14 protein-coding genes and 2 tRNA genes are annotated in these 14,353 nt (G+C 51.4%); 10 read left to right on the top strand and 6 right to left on the bottom strand.

Annotated elements, in window-relative coordinates; all coding sequences use genetic code 11:
• The first annotated feature begins 386 nt into the window (after positions 1–386).
• From glgC to MJZ26_02200, 8 genes are all read left to right on the top strand, one after another.
• Positions 387–1,637, top strand: coding sequence for a glucose-1-phosphate adenylyltransferase (glgC, locus tag MJZ26_02235; GenBank protein MCQ2104586.1), 1,251 nt, complete (start codon positions 387–389; stop codon positions 1,635–1,637).
• 268 nt (positions 1,638–1,905) lie between these two features.
• Complete coding sequence (locus MJZ26_02230) at positions 1,906–2,712, top strand: NifU family protein (GenBank protein ID MCQ2104585.1); 807 nt, start codon at positions 1,906–1,908, stop codon at positions 2,710–2,712.
• Between the two features lie 61 nt (positions 2,713–2,773).
• The gene (gene queD / locus MJZ26_02225) at positions 2,774–3,106 is read left to right on the top strand and encodes a 6-carboxytetrahydropterin synthase QueD (GenBank protein ID MCQ2104584.1); all 333 of its coding nucleotides are present in this window, start codon (positions 2,774–2,776) and stop codon (positions 3,104–3,106) included.
• An 8-nt stretch (positions 3,107–3,114) separates the two neighbouring features.
• Positions 3,115–3,768 carry a radical SAM protein gene (locus tag MJZ26_02220; GenBank protein ID MCQ2104583.1) on the top strand — a complete coding sequence of 218 codons (654 nt, stop codon included), beginning with the start codon at positions 3,115–3,117 and terminating at the stop codon, positions 3,766–3,768.
• 66 nt (positions 3,769–3,834) lie between these two features.
• Positions 3,835–4,896, top strand: coding sequence for an IMP cyclohydrolase (locus tag MJZ26_02215; GenBank protein MCQ2104582.1), 1,062 nt, complete (start codon positions 3,835–3,837; stop codon positions 4,894–4,896).
• A 114-nt stretch (positions 4,897–5,010) separates the two neighbouring features.
• Positions 5,011–5,466, top strand: a complete 456-nt coding sequence (locus MJZ26_02210) for a hypothetical protein (protein MCQ2104581.1) — start codon at positions 5,011–5,013, stop codon at positions 5,464–5,466.
• Between the two features lie 77 nt (positions 5,467–5,543).
• Positions 5,544–6,935: a methylenetetrahydrofolate--tRNA-(uracil(54)-C(5))-methyltransferase (FADH(2)-oxidizing) TrmFO gene (gene trmFO, locus MJZ26_02205; protein MCQ2104580.1), complete on the top strand. Its 1,392-nt coding sequence runs from the start codon at positions 5,544–5,546 to the stop codon at positions 6,933–6,935.
• 59 nt (positions 6,936–6,994) lie between these two features.
• On the top strand, positions 6,995–7,327 hold the full coding sequence (locus MJZ26_02200) for a TfoX/Sxy family protein (protein ID MCQ2104579.1): 333 nt from the start codon (positions 6,995–6,997) through the stop codon (positions 7,325–7,327).
• A gap of 84 nt (positions 7,328–7,411) precedes the next feature.
• Here the strand turns inward: MJZ26_02200 and MJZ26_02195 are convergent, their stop codons facing one another.
• The 3 genes from MJZ26_02195 to MJZ26_02185 form a co-directional block, all read right to left on the bottom strand.
• A complete protein-coding gene (locus MJZ26_02195) occupies positions 7,412–8,458 on the bottom strand; it encodes an alpha-hydroxy-acid oxidizing protein (GenBank protein MCQ2104578.1) in 1,047 nt (348 codons plus the stop codon).
• 716 nt (positions 8,459–9,174) lie between these two features.
• Positions 9,175–9,248: transfer RNA gene (locus tag MJZ26_02190), tRNA-Pro, on the bottom strand.
• 58 nt (positions 9,249–9,306) lie between these two features.
• Positions 9,307–9,379 (bottom strand) — tRNA-Lys (locus MJZ26_02185).
• 125 nt (positions 9,380–9,504) lie between these two features.
• On the opposite strand from MJZ26_02185, the gene MJZ26_02180 reads away from it, so the two are divergent.
• Both MJZ26_02180 and MJZ26_02175 read left to right on the top strand, forming a co-directional pair.
• Positions 9,505–10,512 carry a hypothetical protein gene (locus MJZ26_02180; GenBank protein MCQ2104577.1) on the top strand — a complete coding sequence of 336 codons (1,008 nt, stop codon included), beginning with the start codon at positions 9,505–9,507 and terminating at the stop codon, positions 10,510–10,512.
• A gap of 7 nt (positions 10,513–10,519) precedes the next feature.
• On the top strand, positions 10,520–11,263 hold the full coding sequence (locus tag MJZ26_02175; protein ID MCQ2104576.1) for a hypothetical protein: 744 nt from the start codon (positions 10,520–10,522) through the stop codon (positions 11,261–11,263).
• Between the two features lie 3 nt (positions 11,264–11,266).
• Here the strand turns inward: MJZ26_02175 and MJZ26_02170 are convergent, their stop codons facing one another.
• From MJZ26_02170 to MJZ26_02160, 3 genes are read right to left on the bottom strand one after another with little or no spacing between them, the layout of a single operon-like run.
• Complete coding sequence (locus tag MJZ26_02170; protein ID MCQ2104575.1) at positions 11,267–11,728, bottom strand: hypothetical protein; 462 nt, start codon at positions 11,726–11,728, stop codon at positions 11,267–11,269.
• Complete coding sequence (nrfD, locus tag MJZ26_02165) at positions 11,725–13,455, bottom strand: polysulfide reductase NrfD (protein MCQ2104574.1); 1,731 nt, start codon at positions 13,453–13,455, stop codon at positions 11,725–11,727. The genes MJZ26_02170 and nrfD overlap by 4 nt, the downstream gene beginning before the upstream one ends.
• Positions 13,455–14,348 (bottom strand): 4Fe-4S dicluster domain-containing protein, encoded by an 894-nt coding sequence (locus MJZ26_02160; GenBank protein MCQ2104573.1) that lies wholly within the window; start codon positions 14,346–14,348, stop codon positions 13,455–13,457. Before MJZ26_02160 ends, nrfD begins: the two co-directional genes overlap by 1 nt.
• Between the last annotated feature and the right edge of the window lie 5 nt (positions 14,349–14,353).

Here is a 14,353-nt window from a genome sequence, read left to right as displayed (position 1 = left end):
GGTTAATGTTAAGGCGACCTGAACACGAGGTTCGCGCACAACTCGCCCTTTCGAGAATTTCGAACGATGAAAATGTATAAAATTTTAAAGGCATCGTTAGGAATTTTTTTTGAGAATGTGATAATTCAACAGGTCAAACCACCCCGTGCAGTATGGTTCCCTTTTGGTCAACGCCCCAACCCTCCGAACAAAGAATTTTCCACTGGTAACAATTCTTGGACAAAGGACGTCCTGTTCTCCGGCATACAATTCCTACCAAACAAATAGGTTTTTAAACAATATTTAACAACATTTTCGTTTTTTTTGAAAAAAATCAACCTTTTTGTAAAAAATTTCATAGATTAGGCATGTAAATTTTTTATTCACGTTACCATGAGGTATGGTATATGAGTTGGTCCTACTCCAGAGAGCACCAGAAAAACATTTTGTGCATGATCATGGCCGGTGGCCAGGGCAGCCGTCTGCAGCCCCTCACCCGCGACCGTGCAAAGCCCGCAGTCCATTTTGGCGGCACTTACCGCATCATTGACTTTGTTCTGAACAATTTCATCAACTCCGGCATCTTCAAGATCAAGGTGTTGACCCAGTTCAAGTCCGATTCCCTAAACAAGCATATTTCCGCAGCCTGGAACCTTAACGCAAGCCTGGACCAGTATGTTGACCTGGTTCCCGCACAGATGCGTACTGGCGACGAATGGTATCGCGGTACTGCCGACGCCATTTTCCAGAACATCAACCTGATTACCGACGAACGTCCGGACCTGGTGGCAATCTTCGGTGGTGACCATATCTACAAGATGGACATCAACCAGATGATCGACTTCCACCTCTCCCGCGCCGCATTGCTCACCATTGCAGCAATCCCCGTGCCGGTAAAGGAAGCAAGCGAATTCGGCATTATCGAAGTGGACCAGGACAACCGCATGATCGGCTTCGAAGAAAAGCCCAAGAACCCGAAGGAAATGCCGGGTCGTCCGGGCTGGTGCCTCGCCTCCATGGGCAACTACCTCTTTACCAGCAAGTTCCTGGTTCGCGAACTGATGAAGGGCGCAGAAAGCGGCGCAACCGACTTCGGTAAGCATATTATTCCGGCACTGTACCACGACTATCCGGTGTACGTCTACGACTTTAACACCAACATCGTCCGTGGCGAACAGGCTAGCACCAAGGGCTACTGGCGCGACGTAGGTACCCTCGACGCCTTCTACGAAGCAAACATGGACCTTTGCTCCGAAAATCCGCCCTTCGACCTTTACAACAATTACTGGCCCATCCGCACCTTCAACTGGAACCAGCCTCCTGCACGTTTCTTTGCCGGAGACAATGAAGCCCATCAGGGTGCAGCTATCGACTCCATCGTGTCCGCTGGTTGCGTTATCGGTGGCGGTACCGTAGTCAAGAGCATCCTTTCTCCGGGTGTTACCATCCAGAAGGACGCCATGGTTGAAGAATCTATCCTTTTCCCCAACGTGACTATCGGCCCGGGCGCCAAGGTCCGTAGAGCCATCATCGAAAAGGGCCTGCATATTCCGGCCGGCTTCGAAATCGGTTACGACCTGGAACGCGACAAGAAGCTGTTCCATGTTACCGAATCCGGCATCGTCGTGCTGGCTAAGGACACAATTATCAAGGCCTAACAAGGCGAGTGAAGCGAGAGCAAATTTATTTGCTCTCATTTCCGAGCCGCAGAGGCCTGCGTTCGTAGAACGCCAGGCCTAAAGCGCCTAAGTTAAAGATTAAATAAAGCCTCGCGAAAGCGGGGCTTTATTCGTTTAATTGCTGCAGCCGGAGCTGCGAGAGCTACCCCCGCGTGGGCTCCATAAAAAGAAAAAAGAACGGTTCTTCGAGCCTACAGACAAGAGGCGAAAGGATTTCTCTAAAGAAAAATTTCTAACTTTTCAGCGTATGAGTGAAGATGTAACAAGCACACTTTCCCAGAAGGTGCAAGATATTGCTAAGTCCCCCAAGTATCGTGGGGCAATTTTCCAGATTGAAGCAGATGAAAAGGGCCTCGCCCTGGTGGATGTGAAGGAAGCTAGTCTCAAAGTCTACCTGATGATCGACCCGGACTGCGACAAGATTCTGGAAACCCGTTTCTTTACCTACGGCGGCCCGGTGTTTACCGCCCTCGCCGATACCTTCTGCAAGAAGATCCAGATGGTAACTGTGGACGAAGCCTGCAAGATTACGGCAGAATCCATTGAAGAAGAACTGCGAGATATTCCCGAGGTTCGTGCCATTCCCGCAGACGCCGCAGAAATCGGCCAGATGAACAAGCTCATTGCCAAGGTCCTGGAGGAATATCCCGAGAAGAAGGCAACCGCAATCATCGTCCGCGAGAAGATGGAACGCATCAAGTACCGCACCCAGACTGCAGAAGGCCGAGCCGAGGCTGACGCTGAATGGAACGCACTCACCAAGGTGCAGAAGATCGAGAAGATCGAGGAATGGCTCCACAAGTCTGTCCGCGGAACCCTGCAGGGCGACGGCGGAGACCTGGAAATCCTGGACCTGACAGAAGACAACCACCTGAAGATTCGCTTCCAGGGAGCATGCGCCGGCTGTGGCAGCGCCATGGGCGGAACGCTCTTCTACATCGAAGACGAGCTGCAGAACAACGTTTACTACAACCTGGTTGTAGACCCGGAAGACCCGCTGGACAACTTGCCTCCACAGGTACAGGAATTCAACGACGCTCCTTCTGAAACTTAACAAGGCGTAGAGCCGCGACAGTTCGCAATGCCATCCTGTCGTAAAACAAAACTAGGTAGACATGTACAAGATATCTAAGCGATTCGAAATCTCCGGGGCACACCGTCTGGACCTCCCCTATGACAGCAAGTGCACAGGAATCCACGGGCACAACTGGATCATCACGGTCCATTGCAAGTCCAAGGAGCTGAACGCCCAGGGAATGGTCATCGACTTTTCCCACGTAAAGAAAACAATCAAGGACAAGCTGGACCACAAGCTGCTTAACGACATTGTGGATTTCAATCCTACCGCCGAGAACATGGCCAAGTGGATTTGCGACCAGATTCCGAACTGCTACCGGGTAGTGGTCCAGGAAAGCGAAGGCAATATCGCGGAATACGAAGCAGACTAGGCCAGCTCATGAAAGTTTCCGAAATATTTTTCAGCATCGATGGCGAAGGCATCCGTACTGGAGCCCCCGCGGTCTTTATCCGTCTCCACGGCTGCAACCTGCGATGCAGTTACTGCGACTCCATGTACGCCGTGGAAGGTTCCGACTTTACGGAAATGAATGTCGGCCAGATTGTAGACAAAGTAAAATCATTTGACTGCAAGAATGTCACTCTGACCGGTGGCGAGCCCTTGATTCATCAGGACGTGCAGACTCTGCTTCAGGTTCTGGATGACAACGGTTTCGATATCAACATCGAGACCAACGGGACCATGCCGAAGCCTCTTGGTTTCAAGAATGTCTTTGTGACCATGGACTGGAAATGTTCCAGCAGCAACATGCAAGGCAAGATGAAGCTGGACAACTTCCGCAACCTGGATAGCCGGGACGTGGTCAAGTTCGTAGTAGGTTCCGTCAAGGATCTCGAGGATGCGGCAAGAATCGTGGAGTCTTTGGAAAACATTTGCCATCCAACATTCTACGTCTCCCCTGTATTCGGAACACTTCCCTACCAGGACATGGTGAACTGGATTCTTTCTAACCAGGTCATGCGAAAGAACCAGGTTCGATTCCAGGTCCAGCTCCACAAGGTCATCTGGGATCCAAATGAACGTGGTGTTTAAAAGAAATTCTCCATAACAAGGCTGATTTTTTAACTAGATTTATAACATAAACCCAAAGAGGATAATATGGCTAAAGAACCTAAAGAATTGAAGCTTAAGTTCGTTGACCCGCAGCCCATGCGCTACGGTGAAAACTCTCACCAGGCAGCTGTTTTCTACCGCGATCCCACTTGCACTGAAGCAAGCCTCGCTACCGCAAAGCAGCTCCACGGCAAGGAACTCTCCTACAACAACATTGTTGACGCCGACGCAGCTCTCGAAATGGCTCGCGAATTCGCTGGTGAAAATGCAGTTGTCATCGTGAAGCACATGAACCCCTGTGGTCTCGCAACTGGTAAGACCCTCCGCACTGCCATGGAAGCAGCATGGGAAGGTGACCCGGTGTCCGCTTTCGGTTCTGTTATCGCAGTGACCAAGAAGGTCGACCTGAAGACTGCAGAATTCCTGAAGGGCAAGTTCGTTGAAATCCTCCTTGCTCCGGCTTTCGAAGCCGACGCTCTTGAATTCCTCAAGAACAAGTCCAAGGACATTCGTCTCCTTGAAGTTGGCGAAATCAAGAAGGCCACCAAGATGAAGGTCTACAAGCACGTGATCGGCGGTATGCTGGTTCAGGACCGCGACGTTGACGTTTACGAAAAGTTCGAATGCGTCACCAAGAAGAAGTTCGCAAAGAACAAGGAAGCCCTGGCCCGCTTCACCTGGATCGTTACCAAGCACACCAAGTCCAACGCCATCGTCATGGGTTACGAATATGCCCGCGGCTACTTCCAGGTTCTGGGTCTTGGCCCCGGCCAGCCCAACCGCATCGACTCTAACCTCCGCCTCTGCCAGCCCCGCGTTCGCGACAACGTCGCCCGCATGAAGGCTGCCCAGAAGTTCTTCAACGAAAAGGGCAAGTGCATCGACAAGGCTGGCCTCAAGGCTCTCGAAGCCAAGGTGTTCAGCGAAGTCGTTATGGGTTCCGACGCATTCTTCCCGTTCCCGGATAACGTCGAAGCTGCAGCAGCAGCCGGCGTCCAGTACATCGTGCAGCCGGGTGGCTCCAAGAAGGACGACCTTTCCATCGAAGCTTGCAACAAGCTTGGCGTGGCAATGGTCTTCACCGGTATGCGTCACTTCCGTCACTAATACCGTTCCGCCACTAAGAAAAATGTCGCCTAGGCGACAACCATAAACAGCTGCGGCTGTCCTAACCTTCACGGAAAGGCAGTCGCGGCTCTTTCGAGTTTTTTATAGGTATCCATGATTCAAGCTTCCCAAAAGGAAATCAACCAGAAAGAAAAGGAATTGTACTACGCAGTCCTCTCTTTCTTGAAGAAGATCCGTAAGGCCGGCAAGACGACAGCCCAGGAATGGAACGAATACCGCTCCAACCTCAAGGGCATTGCCCTCACCCCCGACATGGGTAAGGCTGCAGACATGTGGACCATGGATAACCTTGACCAGTTCCAGCCCGATGTGACCCAGCTTCCTCCCTTGAACGACATGGAGTCTGTAGCCAGGGTTTCTCCGGAATTTCTGTCTCAGTTGCTGGAAGCCCTTTACTACGGCATGCTGAACCTGACTCAGGCCAACATGATTTCCGACGAAATCCAGGATGCAGATCCGGACTGTGTAACGTCCGCATCCTTGGAAGAACTTCTTGTAAAGCTCTGGATCGGAAACGCAAAGACCTACAAGAAAATGATTGTTAACTAGGTTAAAGCCTAAAGGATAAAGGTTTAGAAAGTCGCGGCCCTCCGGTCGCGATTTTTCGTTTTTCTAAATTTGCGTACATGACTCAAAATGTTTCTGCACAGAAAGTTCGTGTGATTGGTGGCGGTCTCGCCGGTTGTGAAGCAGCATTGCAGTTGGCAAGCCGCGGTTTTGACGTTCACCTTTATGAAATGCGCCCGGTAAAGCCTACCCCCGCCCATCGTGACGGCCACTTGGCTCAGCTGGTCTGCTCCAATAGCTTCAAGGCTCTTGGGGTTACAAGCGCACACGGACTCTTGAAGCAGGAACTGAGAATGCTTGGAAGTTTCCTCATGGAATGTGCCGCAGAAGCCGCCGTGCCCGCTGGGGATTCCCTGACGGTGAACCGCGATATTTTCAGCGACCTGGTAGAGGCCCGCATTAACGCCTGCCCCAACATTACGCTACATCGCGAAGAAGTGACCAGTCTCGCCGGAGACTGCCCCACGCTGGTGGCCGCAGGTCCCTTAGCCAGCGACACTCTGGCCGACGACATCTTCAAGCGACTGGGCAGCGACCGCCTGCATTTTTACGACGCCATCGCTCCTGTGGTGGAAACGGACTCCATCGACTTTGACCACGCCTTCTATATGAACCGTTGGGAAAAGGGCGAAACCGCAGACTTTATCAACTGCCCCCTGGACCGCGAAACCTACGAGAAGTTCGTGGCCGCCCTGGTGGACGCAGAATCCGTGGAGCCCCGCCCCTACGAAAAGCACGAACTGTTCGAAGGCTGCCTGCCTGTCGAAGAACTGGCCCGTCGCGGTTACGAAACTTTGCGTCACGGCCCCATGCGCCCCATCGGTCTGGGTCTTGGCAATAACGGTAAGCTTTGGTACGCCGTAATTCAGCTTCGCGCCGAAAACAAGCAGAAGACTTTGTACAACATGGTTGGTTTCCAGACACGCCTCAAGTGGGGAACCCAGAAGGAAATCTTCACCATGGTGCCGGCCCTGAAGAACGCAAACTTTGCGCGCCTGGGCTGCATGCACCGCAACACCTTCATCGATTCCCCCAAGTTCCTGGACAAAACTTTGCGCCTGCGCCCGGATCTGGAATGCGCCAAGGACTTGCCGCCCATCTGGTTCGCAGGCCAGATTACCGGTTCCGAAGGCTACACCGAAGCGGTGGCCACCGGCTGGTATTCCGCATGGAACATGGCCCAAACGCTGTTGCACGGTCACGCAGATCCGCTGCCCGACGAAAGCTGCATCGGCGCCCTGATGAACCGCCTGGTGGAAGAAAACGAAGACTTCCAGCCCATGAATTTCAACTTTGGCCTCCTCCCCCATCACGAAGGCCTGAAGAAGAAAAACAAGAAGGAAATTCTTGGCGCCGCAGCAGAACGGGCCGTCCGCCAGTGGATCGCAGAACGAACCATCGGGAACGCCCGCTTCGTTAATCCGCAGGCAGATGCGGAATGCGAAGGGTAAGGCAATCCGATGCATTTAAGTTCCACGCCGATTTAACGACCACAACCTGACTTGTTCAAATGTCCTGCAGTTCCGAATTCATAGACTTTATCAAAGATGTCCTGAATGACGTTGGCAACGTGCGCGCCAAGAAGATGTTTGGCGACTGGATGATTTACGTGGACGAAAAGCCCGTCATCATCGCCTGCGACGACATGGCCTACGTAAAAAAATTGCCTGAACTAGAAGACTTGATGGAAGAGGCCGAATGCGGATTTCCTTACGAGGGAGCCAAGGAACATTACATCCTCGAAATGGAACATCAGTCCCACGCCAAGGACGTCGTGCGAAAGCTTGTGGAAGTCTTGCCGAAACCCAAGAAGAAAACGAAAGCTTCCGCCAATCGCAAATAGCAAAAAGCTCCCTTATGGGGAGCTTTCATTTTAAGCAATCTAATTATTTCGCGACTGGTTTCGCGCGACATTAACCGCGACGAGCTACATACGGATCATGGTCTCGTTAATATCAGCAATCTTGCGGGCACCGCACATGTACATGGTATCTTCAAGTTCCGCCTTGATTTTATCCAGGTAAATTTCGATGCCTTCCTGACCGCCGCCGTAATAGGAAATCAGCACAGGGCGGCAAATGAGGCAGGCGTCAGCGCCCATAGCCAGAGCCTTGAATACGTCTAGGCCGGAGCGGATGCCGCCATCCACGAGGATTTTGGTCTGGTGAACTGCACCGGCAGCGGCGTTGGCAGCCTTGACGGCAGCAACGATTTCCGGCAGGACTTCTGCAGTGGCGGGAGTATCAGACAGAACGCGGCCACCGTGATTGGAAACGATGATGGCGTCGGCACCGGCTTCAACAGCCTTCAGGGCGGTGCGGGCGCTCATGATGCCCTTCACAATAAACGGCACTTTTGCGTAAGCCTTCAGTTCGCGCAGGTCTTCGACGGTCTTGGTGCCGCCACCCTTGCCGTTGAAAGTCTTTAAGTGCGGAAGGCCTGCGCTATCTACGACAACGCACATAGCCTGCGGGAGGCAATCCTTGTACAGGTCCATCAGCTTCTCGATACCTTCGTTGGTGCCGGGATTGAAAACGGGAATGCCGCAGTTGCCGTGAGCCTTGCCCGATTCGATGGCGCGATCCCAGACACGCTGGTCGCGGCCATTGCCATAGGCGTGGAAAATTCCGCGGGTTTCGCAGGCGGCCATGCACTTTTCGTTAAAGTCCGCCACGTCGTCGGTAGGATTAAACTGCATGGCGATGGAGCCGATGGGAGCCGTAATCAACGGCATGGCAAGTTTCATTCCCAGAAGTTCAATGTCCGTGGTGATAGGCGTGTTGGGCACGAAGGTATCCGCATTCAGCTTGATGTTGCGCCAAGCCTTGAAGTTGTCATTGGCACCGTTGCCTGGAGCCTTGGAGCCAGGGCCCGGCATGGTATTGCCGCAAGCCAAGCCGTTACAAACGGGGCAAACTTTGCAGTTTGGGCCAATGTTCTTCTTAGCGTTTTCCAAAACTTCTTGATAAGTCATTTGATACCTCGAAGGGAAATATATATAAAAAGCCTCCCAACACAAAGATTCAAACCAGCTTCGAAAATATACATAGAGGGTACTGACGAATGTAGAAACAGGGAAAATTTGGTTTTTGTGTCACTATATTCATATACTTTCTCATTTAGTGGCATAATTTTTAGTTTGTTTGTAGGATAATAAGCTAAAAACATTCATTTTAAGATATTTTTATCAACAGAATTCAACAAAACACCCGATTTCGAACACTTTGGAACCAAATTTTCGTTAATTTATTCAAAATTTTTGTCACTAAAATTTACATTAGCAATGTTTAGTGACACATTTTTGAAAAAAAGCCATTTCAGAAACGACGAAATTACCTACGGGCAACCCTCTACCGCACTTTCGTACTCGAGGTAGCCAGATTACTCGTGTGCCAGTACGGCTTCGCCGTGACTCACTCGCCCTACAATCTGACTAACGATTCTTCGAATCGTGGGGTAGCCAGATTGCAGAATGAAGGCTCGGGGTAGCCAGATTGTTCTCGTTGCTTCTCGTCTTCGACGAGCAACTCGAACCCTACGGGCTTAGGCCTATGGGCCTAAGCTCAAAAATTCCCATACGCACTCACTTCGTTTCGTGCATTGGAAATTTTTGTCGAACTGACTTCGCAGTTCGATCTGCTACCCCCAATATAAAATGAGACCACCCCACAAGGGGGTGGCCTCATTTTATCGGGGTAGCCAGATTCGAACTGACGACATTCTGCTCCCAAAGCAGACGCTCTACCAGGCTGAGCTACACCCCGATTTACTCGTAATTTAAAAGGAAAAGGCCGATCCCGATTACTCGGAACCGGCCTTTCCTGAGCTATGAAGGACTCGAACCTTCGACCCACGCCTTAAAAGGGCGTTGCTCTACCAACTGAGCTAATAGCCCGAGTGAGTCCAAATATATTAAAGGTTTTGTGATTTGTAAAGGCGAGACTCCCCCTTTTTACCTTTTTTAGGCATTTTGAATAGGGTTACTATTTTTTCCTTCTCGTATTTTTTTAGATTTACCGTATGCTTTTAAGGAACTTCGTGACCTCTGCCCTTTGGCTTATGGCTCCTATGGGGGCTTTTGCCTACTTTACCCAGGGTGATGCTGGTCAAGAAGTTTTTTCCTTTATCAATACCTTTGACAGTCCTCGTAACGCAGCCCTTGAAAAGTCTGCAGGAGCACTTCCTTCAACAGATCCGACCATCAGTCAGCTGAACCCGGCATCGGTCCTTATGCCCGATGGCAAAAACCATGTGGTCAGCGCCCACTGGCAGACCGGTGATATGGCCGAAAATCAGGGAAGTATCTTCTACACAACTCACGTAGGCAAGTATATCTTGCAGGCTTCCTACAACTGGCTGGACTACGGCAGTATCGACGGTTACGACGAATACGGCGACCCGACCGATATCGAGTACGAACCATTCAGCCAACTGATTACCGCTGGAGTTTCATTCCCCATGAAGCACTTCAGCTTCGGTGCAGTCCTGAAGGTTGCAACCGACAGATTGGCAGAAGAAGAAGGCGATAGAACCGCCATTGGCGCCGCCTTTGACTGGGGTATTACATGGCAATCCAGCAGCAAGCAGGTTGGACTTGCCCTGGCGGCCCGAGACTTCGGTTATCTGCTACAGGACTACGTGGATGACGACGAAAACGAATACTACCCCATGTCTCAAACTTGGGCCATTTCCGGGTATTTCAGACCGCAGGGCTTGCGACGCCTAACCTTGTTTGCCGACAGCGAATTTCCTCGCTACCAGGAAGCATTCCTAAACCTGGGTGGCGAATATGCTCTTGGCAGCAGCTTTGCCGTCCGTGTAGGCTTTTCCAGGACCTGGCTGGACCTGTACCGCGATGCAGCGGAACTGATGGCATCCAACAGCAGGCCCGACGAAACCAACCGAGCCCACATGCTGAGTGCAGGTCTTGGCTACAATTCCAGTCTTTTCGCTCTTGACTACAGCTTCTCCTATCTTGCAGAAGGCCTAGGACAGGAGCATCGCCTGGGCCTCCGCCTGAACTTCTAGGCCAGTCATGCGACAGTTTGACGTTTTCGTTTTCGAGGAAGATTCTCCAAGTTTCGACAAGTGGACTCCCGTTTTCGAAGACCCAGCCCTAGGTTGGTTCCACAGCAAGGACTGGAACAGCGATCTTGAAAAACTTGAGGCGGAATGGATCATCTTTACCACGCCCGATGTTAAAGTGGATCGGGAATTCTTGAATGAACTTGCCCAGGAAGCCGACGGTTACACCCTTATCGACGCCTTCGCACCGCGAATCAAGTCCAACGGCCATTTCTACGGCGGATTAATTCTTGATGGAAATCGCGGATTCAAGCAGATTGACGAAAACGCCCCCATGCGCTATGTAGCCGGGCCCAACCCCCTTATCGGTGTTTTCTCCCGAAGGATTATCCAACGTACAGGCATCTTCGACCAGAGTCTTCCGCCAAGATTACGCTTGCTGGATTACGCCCTACGCATGGCACACGCCGGCGGAAAGATGTTCAGCGTTCCCTACCTGGTTGCAGAGCAGGTTGAAGGGTCATCCGGCAATCCCGTTTTCGACGGCAAGGAATCCATAAAGGATCAATGGGATATTATCTACAAGAATCTTTTCCCTAAGGAACTGATGGGTTTCACAATGCGTCACCCCAGTACAGTGCCCCTCTGGTTCAAGACCAAGGAACTGGATATCAAGCGCAACAAGGCAACAGACCTGTCCAAGCTCAGCCCTAAGCATCTCCTGAATATTTCTTCTGCGGCCAAGATCAAGTAAAGGCTAGAAGAAAACCCACACTGCAAACCAGAATACCATCAGGCAGAATTCCATTTCCTTGGAAATATTCCGCAAGAGTGTACTCAAAAGAGCCATTCCCGAAATAGCAATGATGCGGGTCCAGGCCATATCCAGCCCACGGTAATAAAGGGTTATACCACCGAACAGTTCCACCCAAAGCCACAGGCACTGCGCAAGAACCAGGAAGCGCCTGCGATTCTCCTTCAATGCAGTGGTAGAGAAACAAAGGCAAAGAGCCAGCATCTTGAAAGGATAATGTTCCAGTTCCAGGGGAATTTCCTTTCCATCTGGGAAAATTCCCCAAAATACATACAAACTAAATATTACAAGTCCAAGAGCGAGCAAGGCTCCGTTGCGCAAAATGGAGGAGCCCTGACGCCAAAGGAACATGGCACAGCCAAGGGCAAGCAAGGAAGCAAGGGCGTTGGCAAAAGGCGTAATCATGGTTCGCCCCCCTGTTTTTCCGCAGGTTCTTCAACAAGGTTCTGTTTCTCGGCCAGGCTTTTCATATAACGAACAAGGCCGCGGGCCTCCCCTTCTGACAGACGGCCACCATAGGCATTCATGTTGGTTCGGCCTCTTAGAACCACACTTACCAGGGAATCTTCGCCTAATGATTCCAAACGAGAAACATCCAGTTTCTGTGGCACCGGATAGAATTCGTTTACAAACTTGCGATTAAAGGTTCCGTCGACACCATGGCAAGTTGCGCAACGGGCATTCCAGACCATGGCGGAATGTTCCCCCGACGGATTTTCATCAGAATTCAACAGGGCACCAACTTCTGCAGTATCCAAAGATTCTGAGGAGCCTCCACCATAGAACAAGCCTATGGACAAGCCCATCAAAGCCGCAACCGCAGCAATCAAGGAAATCCTCTTTTTCGACCAAGCCAATCCGCTCTTATGGACTTCCCAACCAAAGATCCACACCCCCGCAACCAAGGCGATGATTGGATAGGTCATAGGGAGATAGTTGACCAAGGACAGGCTTATATTCTCGTAGGATGCCATGCCCTGGAAGCTTAAACCATACAAGACTGCAAGGGCAAAACCAGCCAGTAGAGGCGTACGTAAGACCCTGAAAATTGCCATTCCACTATCGGACGACTTCAGTTCCTCCTGCACCATGTCTCGGCTATCCACTTCACCAAAGTAGGAACCACCATCCTCAAAGAAAAATGCTAGACGGCGACGAACAATAAAGAAGAACAAAAGGAATGCACCAAAGGAAAATGATACAAGGCCTAAATCTACAAGGCCATAGGTATTGACGGAATCCTGCCCGGGAGAAACCAGGTTGAATCGTTCAAGTAGAAGGCCGACAAGAATGGAAATAGAAATAAGAAGTCGACTGACTCGCAGTTCCCTAATGGACTTGACCAGAAGAAGTTGGGGAAGCAAGGCGGCAAAGACGAAGGCTCCTGTGTCAAAGGATCCCTTCAGAAGAAGTTCCCAGAACCAGATGGCCGCAATAATCCACGAACCTACCAGCATCATTTTTTCAAGCAAACGCATGCGGTACCCCTCTGTCCAAAGGATGCAATTCATCATGGCAAGGCCCGAGAAGATTGCTCCGATAATAAAGTAGAGAGGGAAATACGCTCCGGTCCACTGAGGCACATAGGTAGACGCAAAATCGAGGCTCACAACCGTATGGACCCAAAGAACCAAGGGGAACAGTAGCCAGGCCATGGGACGCCTAATCCGATCAAAGCCAGGAATCTTCTTTACGGAAATGTGGGTCACAAAGAACAAGGTGGAAAGTATTCCATAAACGGCGATACAGCAGAAATCCCAAACTAGAGGCGACCTCACATTAGCCACGTTAGCCCTAGCGTCCAGAAAGGGAACTACCATATAGAAACGTTCCAGAACGCCCAAATGCATCAGTGGGAACAGGGCCGCAATGACAAGACAACAGATTGTCGAAAGCTCAGCCAGCATGGCGGTGCGGCGATCCAGCTTCACATCCAGCGCCAGGAATATGGCAGAAAGAAGCGTTCCCGCATGAGCAAGGCCGATCCAGAAGACGAATAGACTGATAGGCGTTCCCCAGAAGGTGGCGGAATCCGTCATCCAGGCGGAAGGGCCCTCGTAAAGAGAATAGCCCAACGCACAAAGCCCGGGGACAAACAGCGCAAGCCCGATGTATACTAGAATCCTGAACATCAGCGCTTCCCCATCATGAAGACTACGGCGGGATCAAGATTGGCTAGCTCCCGAGGGGCATAAAGCTGGCGATTTGCAGTTGCCTTTACCAGAGGGGATTCTGGATCCAGCCAGTTTCCGAATACGATTGCCTTTTTCGGGCAGGATTCGGAACAGGCGGTTTCCACCCCGCGACCGCGCCAGTCTGCAGTCACGCCGGCTATGGACGCTTCCGTCTTGAAGCGCAAACGGTCGTTCTGAAGGCGATGGAGGCAAAGACTGCATTTTTCCATGACGCCCTTGTCACGAAGGGGTACATCCAGGTTAAACTTTCGGACCAGCCCCAATTCCTGCGCATCGTTGAAGTTGAACTTTCGAGCCTTCGCCGGACAGTTCGCCCCGCAAAAGCGGGAGCCGGCACATCGCTTGTACATCATGGCACTGAGGCCATCGGGAGTGTGATTGGCAGCTCCCGTAGGGCACACCTTCTCGCAGGGGGCATCCCCACAGTGGGCGCACATGAAGGGCTTTCCATCCCTAAGTTCTATCCAGTGCATAAAACGGTTTCGAGCAGCGTCTTCTTCCGGCACCAGCGGGATGTTACTCTCCATATTGCAGGCGAGAATACACTTGCCGCATCCATCACAGGCATCCAGGTCGATAGCCATGCCAAAACGATTTACTCGGGACGCCTCCGGAATGTTCATGGCCTTCGGAGCGGAAACTCGAACCAGGTCCAAGCCGGACTTAGCCTGAGAAATCGCCCGACGGACCTCCCCCTCAAATTCCTTCATGGTCGGCACAGCCTTCCCTGTAGAAGAACCGTTCCCACCAAGAACATCCTTACGGCAGCCAAACAGCATACCGGCAACAGCCATCAGGGAGCAGGACTTTATGAAATCACGACGATTCATGAAAC

Source organism: Fibrobacter sp., from assembly GCA_024398965.1.
Taxonomy (GTDB): Bacteria; Fibrobacterota; Fibrobacteria; order Fibrobacterales; family Fibrobacteraceae; genus Fibrobacter.
Note: the sequence above shows the minus strand (reverse complement) of the source record. Positions and strands in the feature narration are given on the sequence as shown.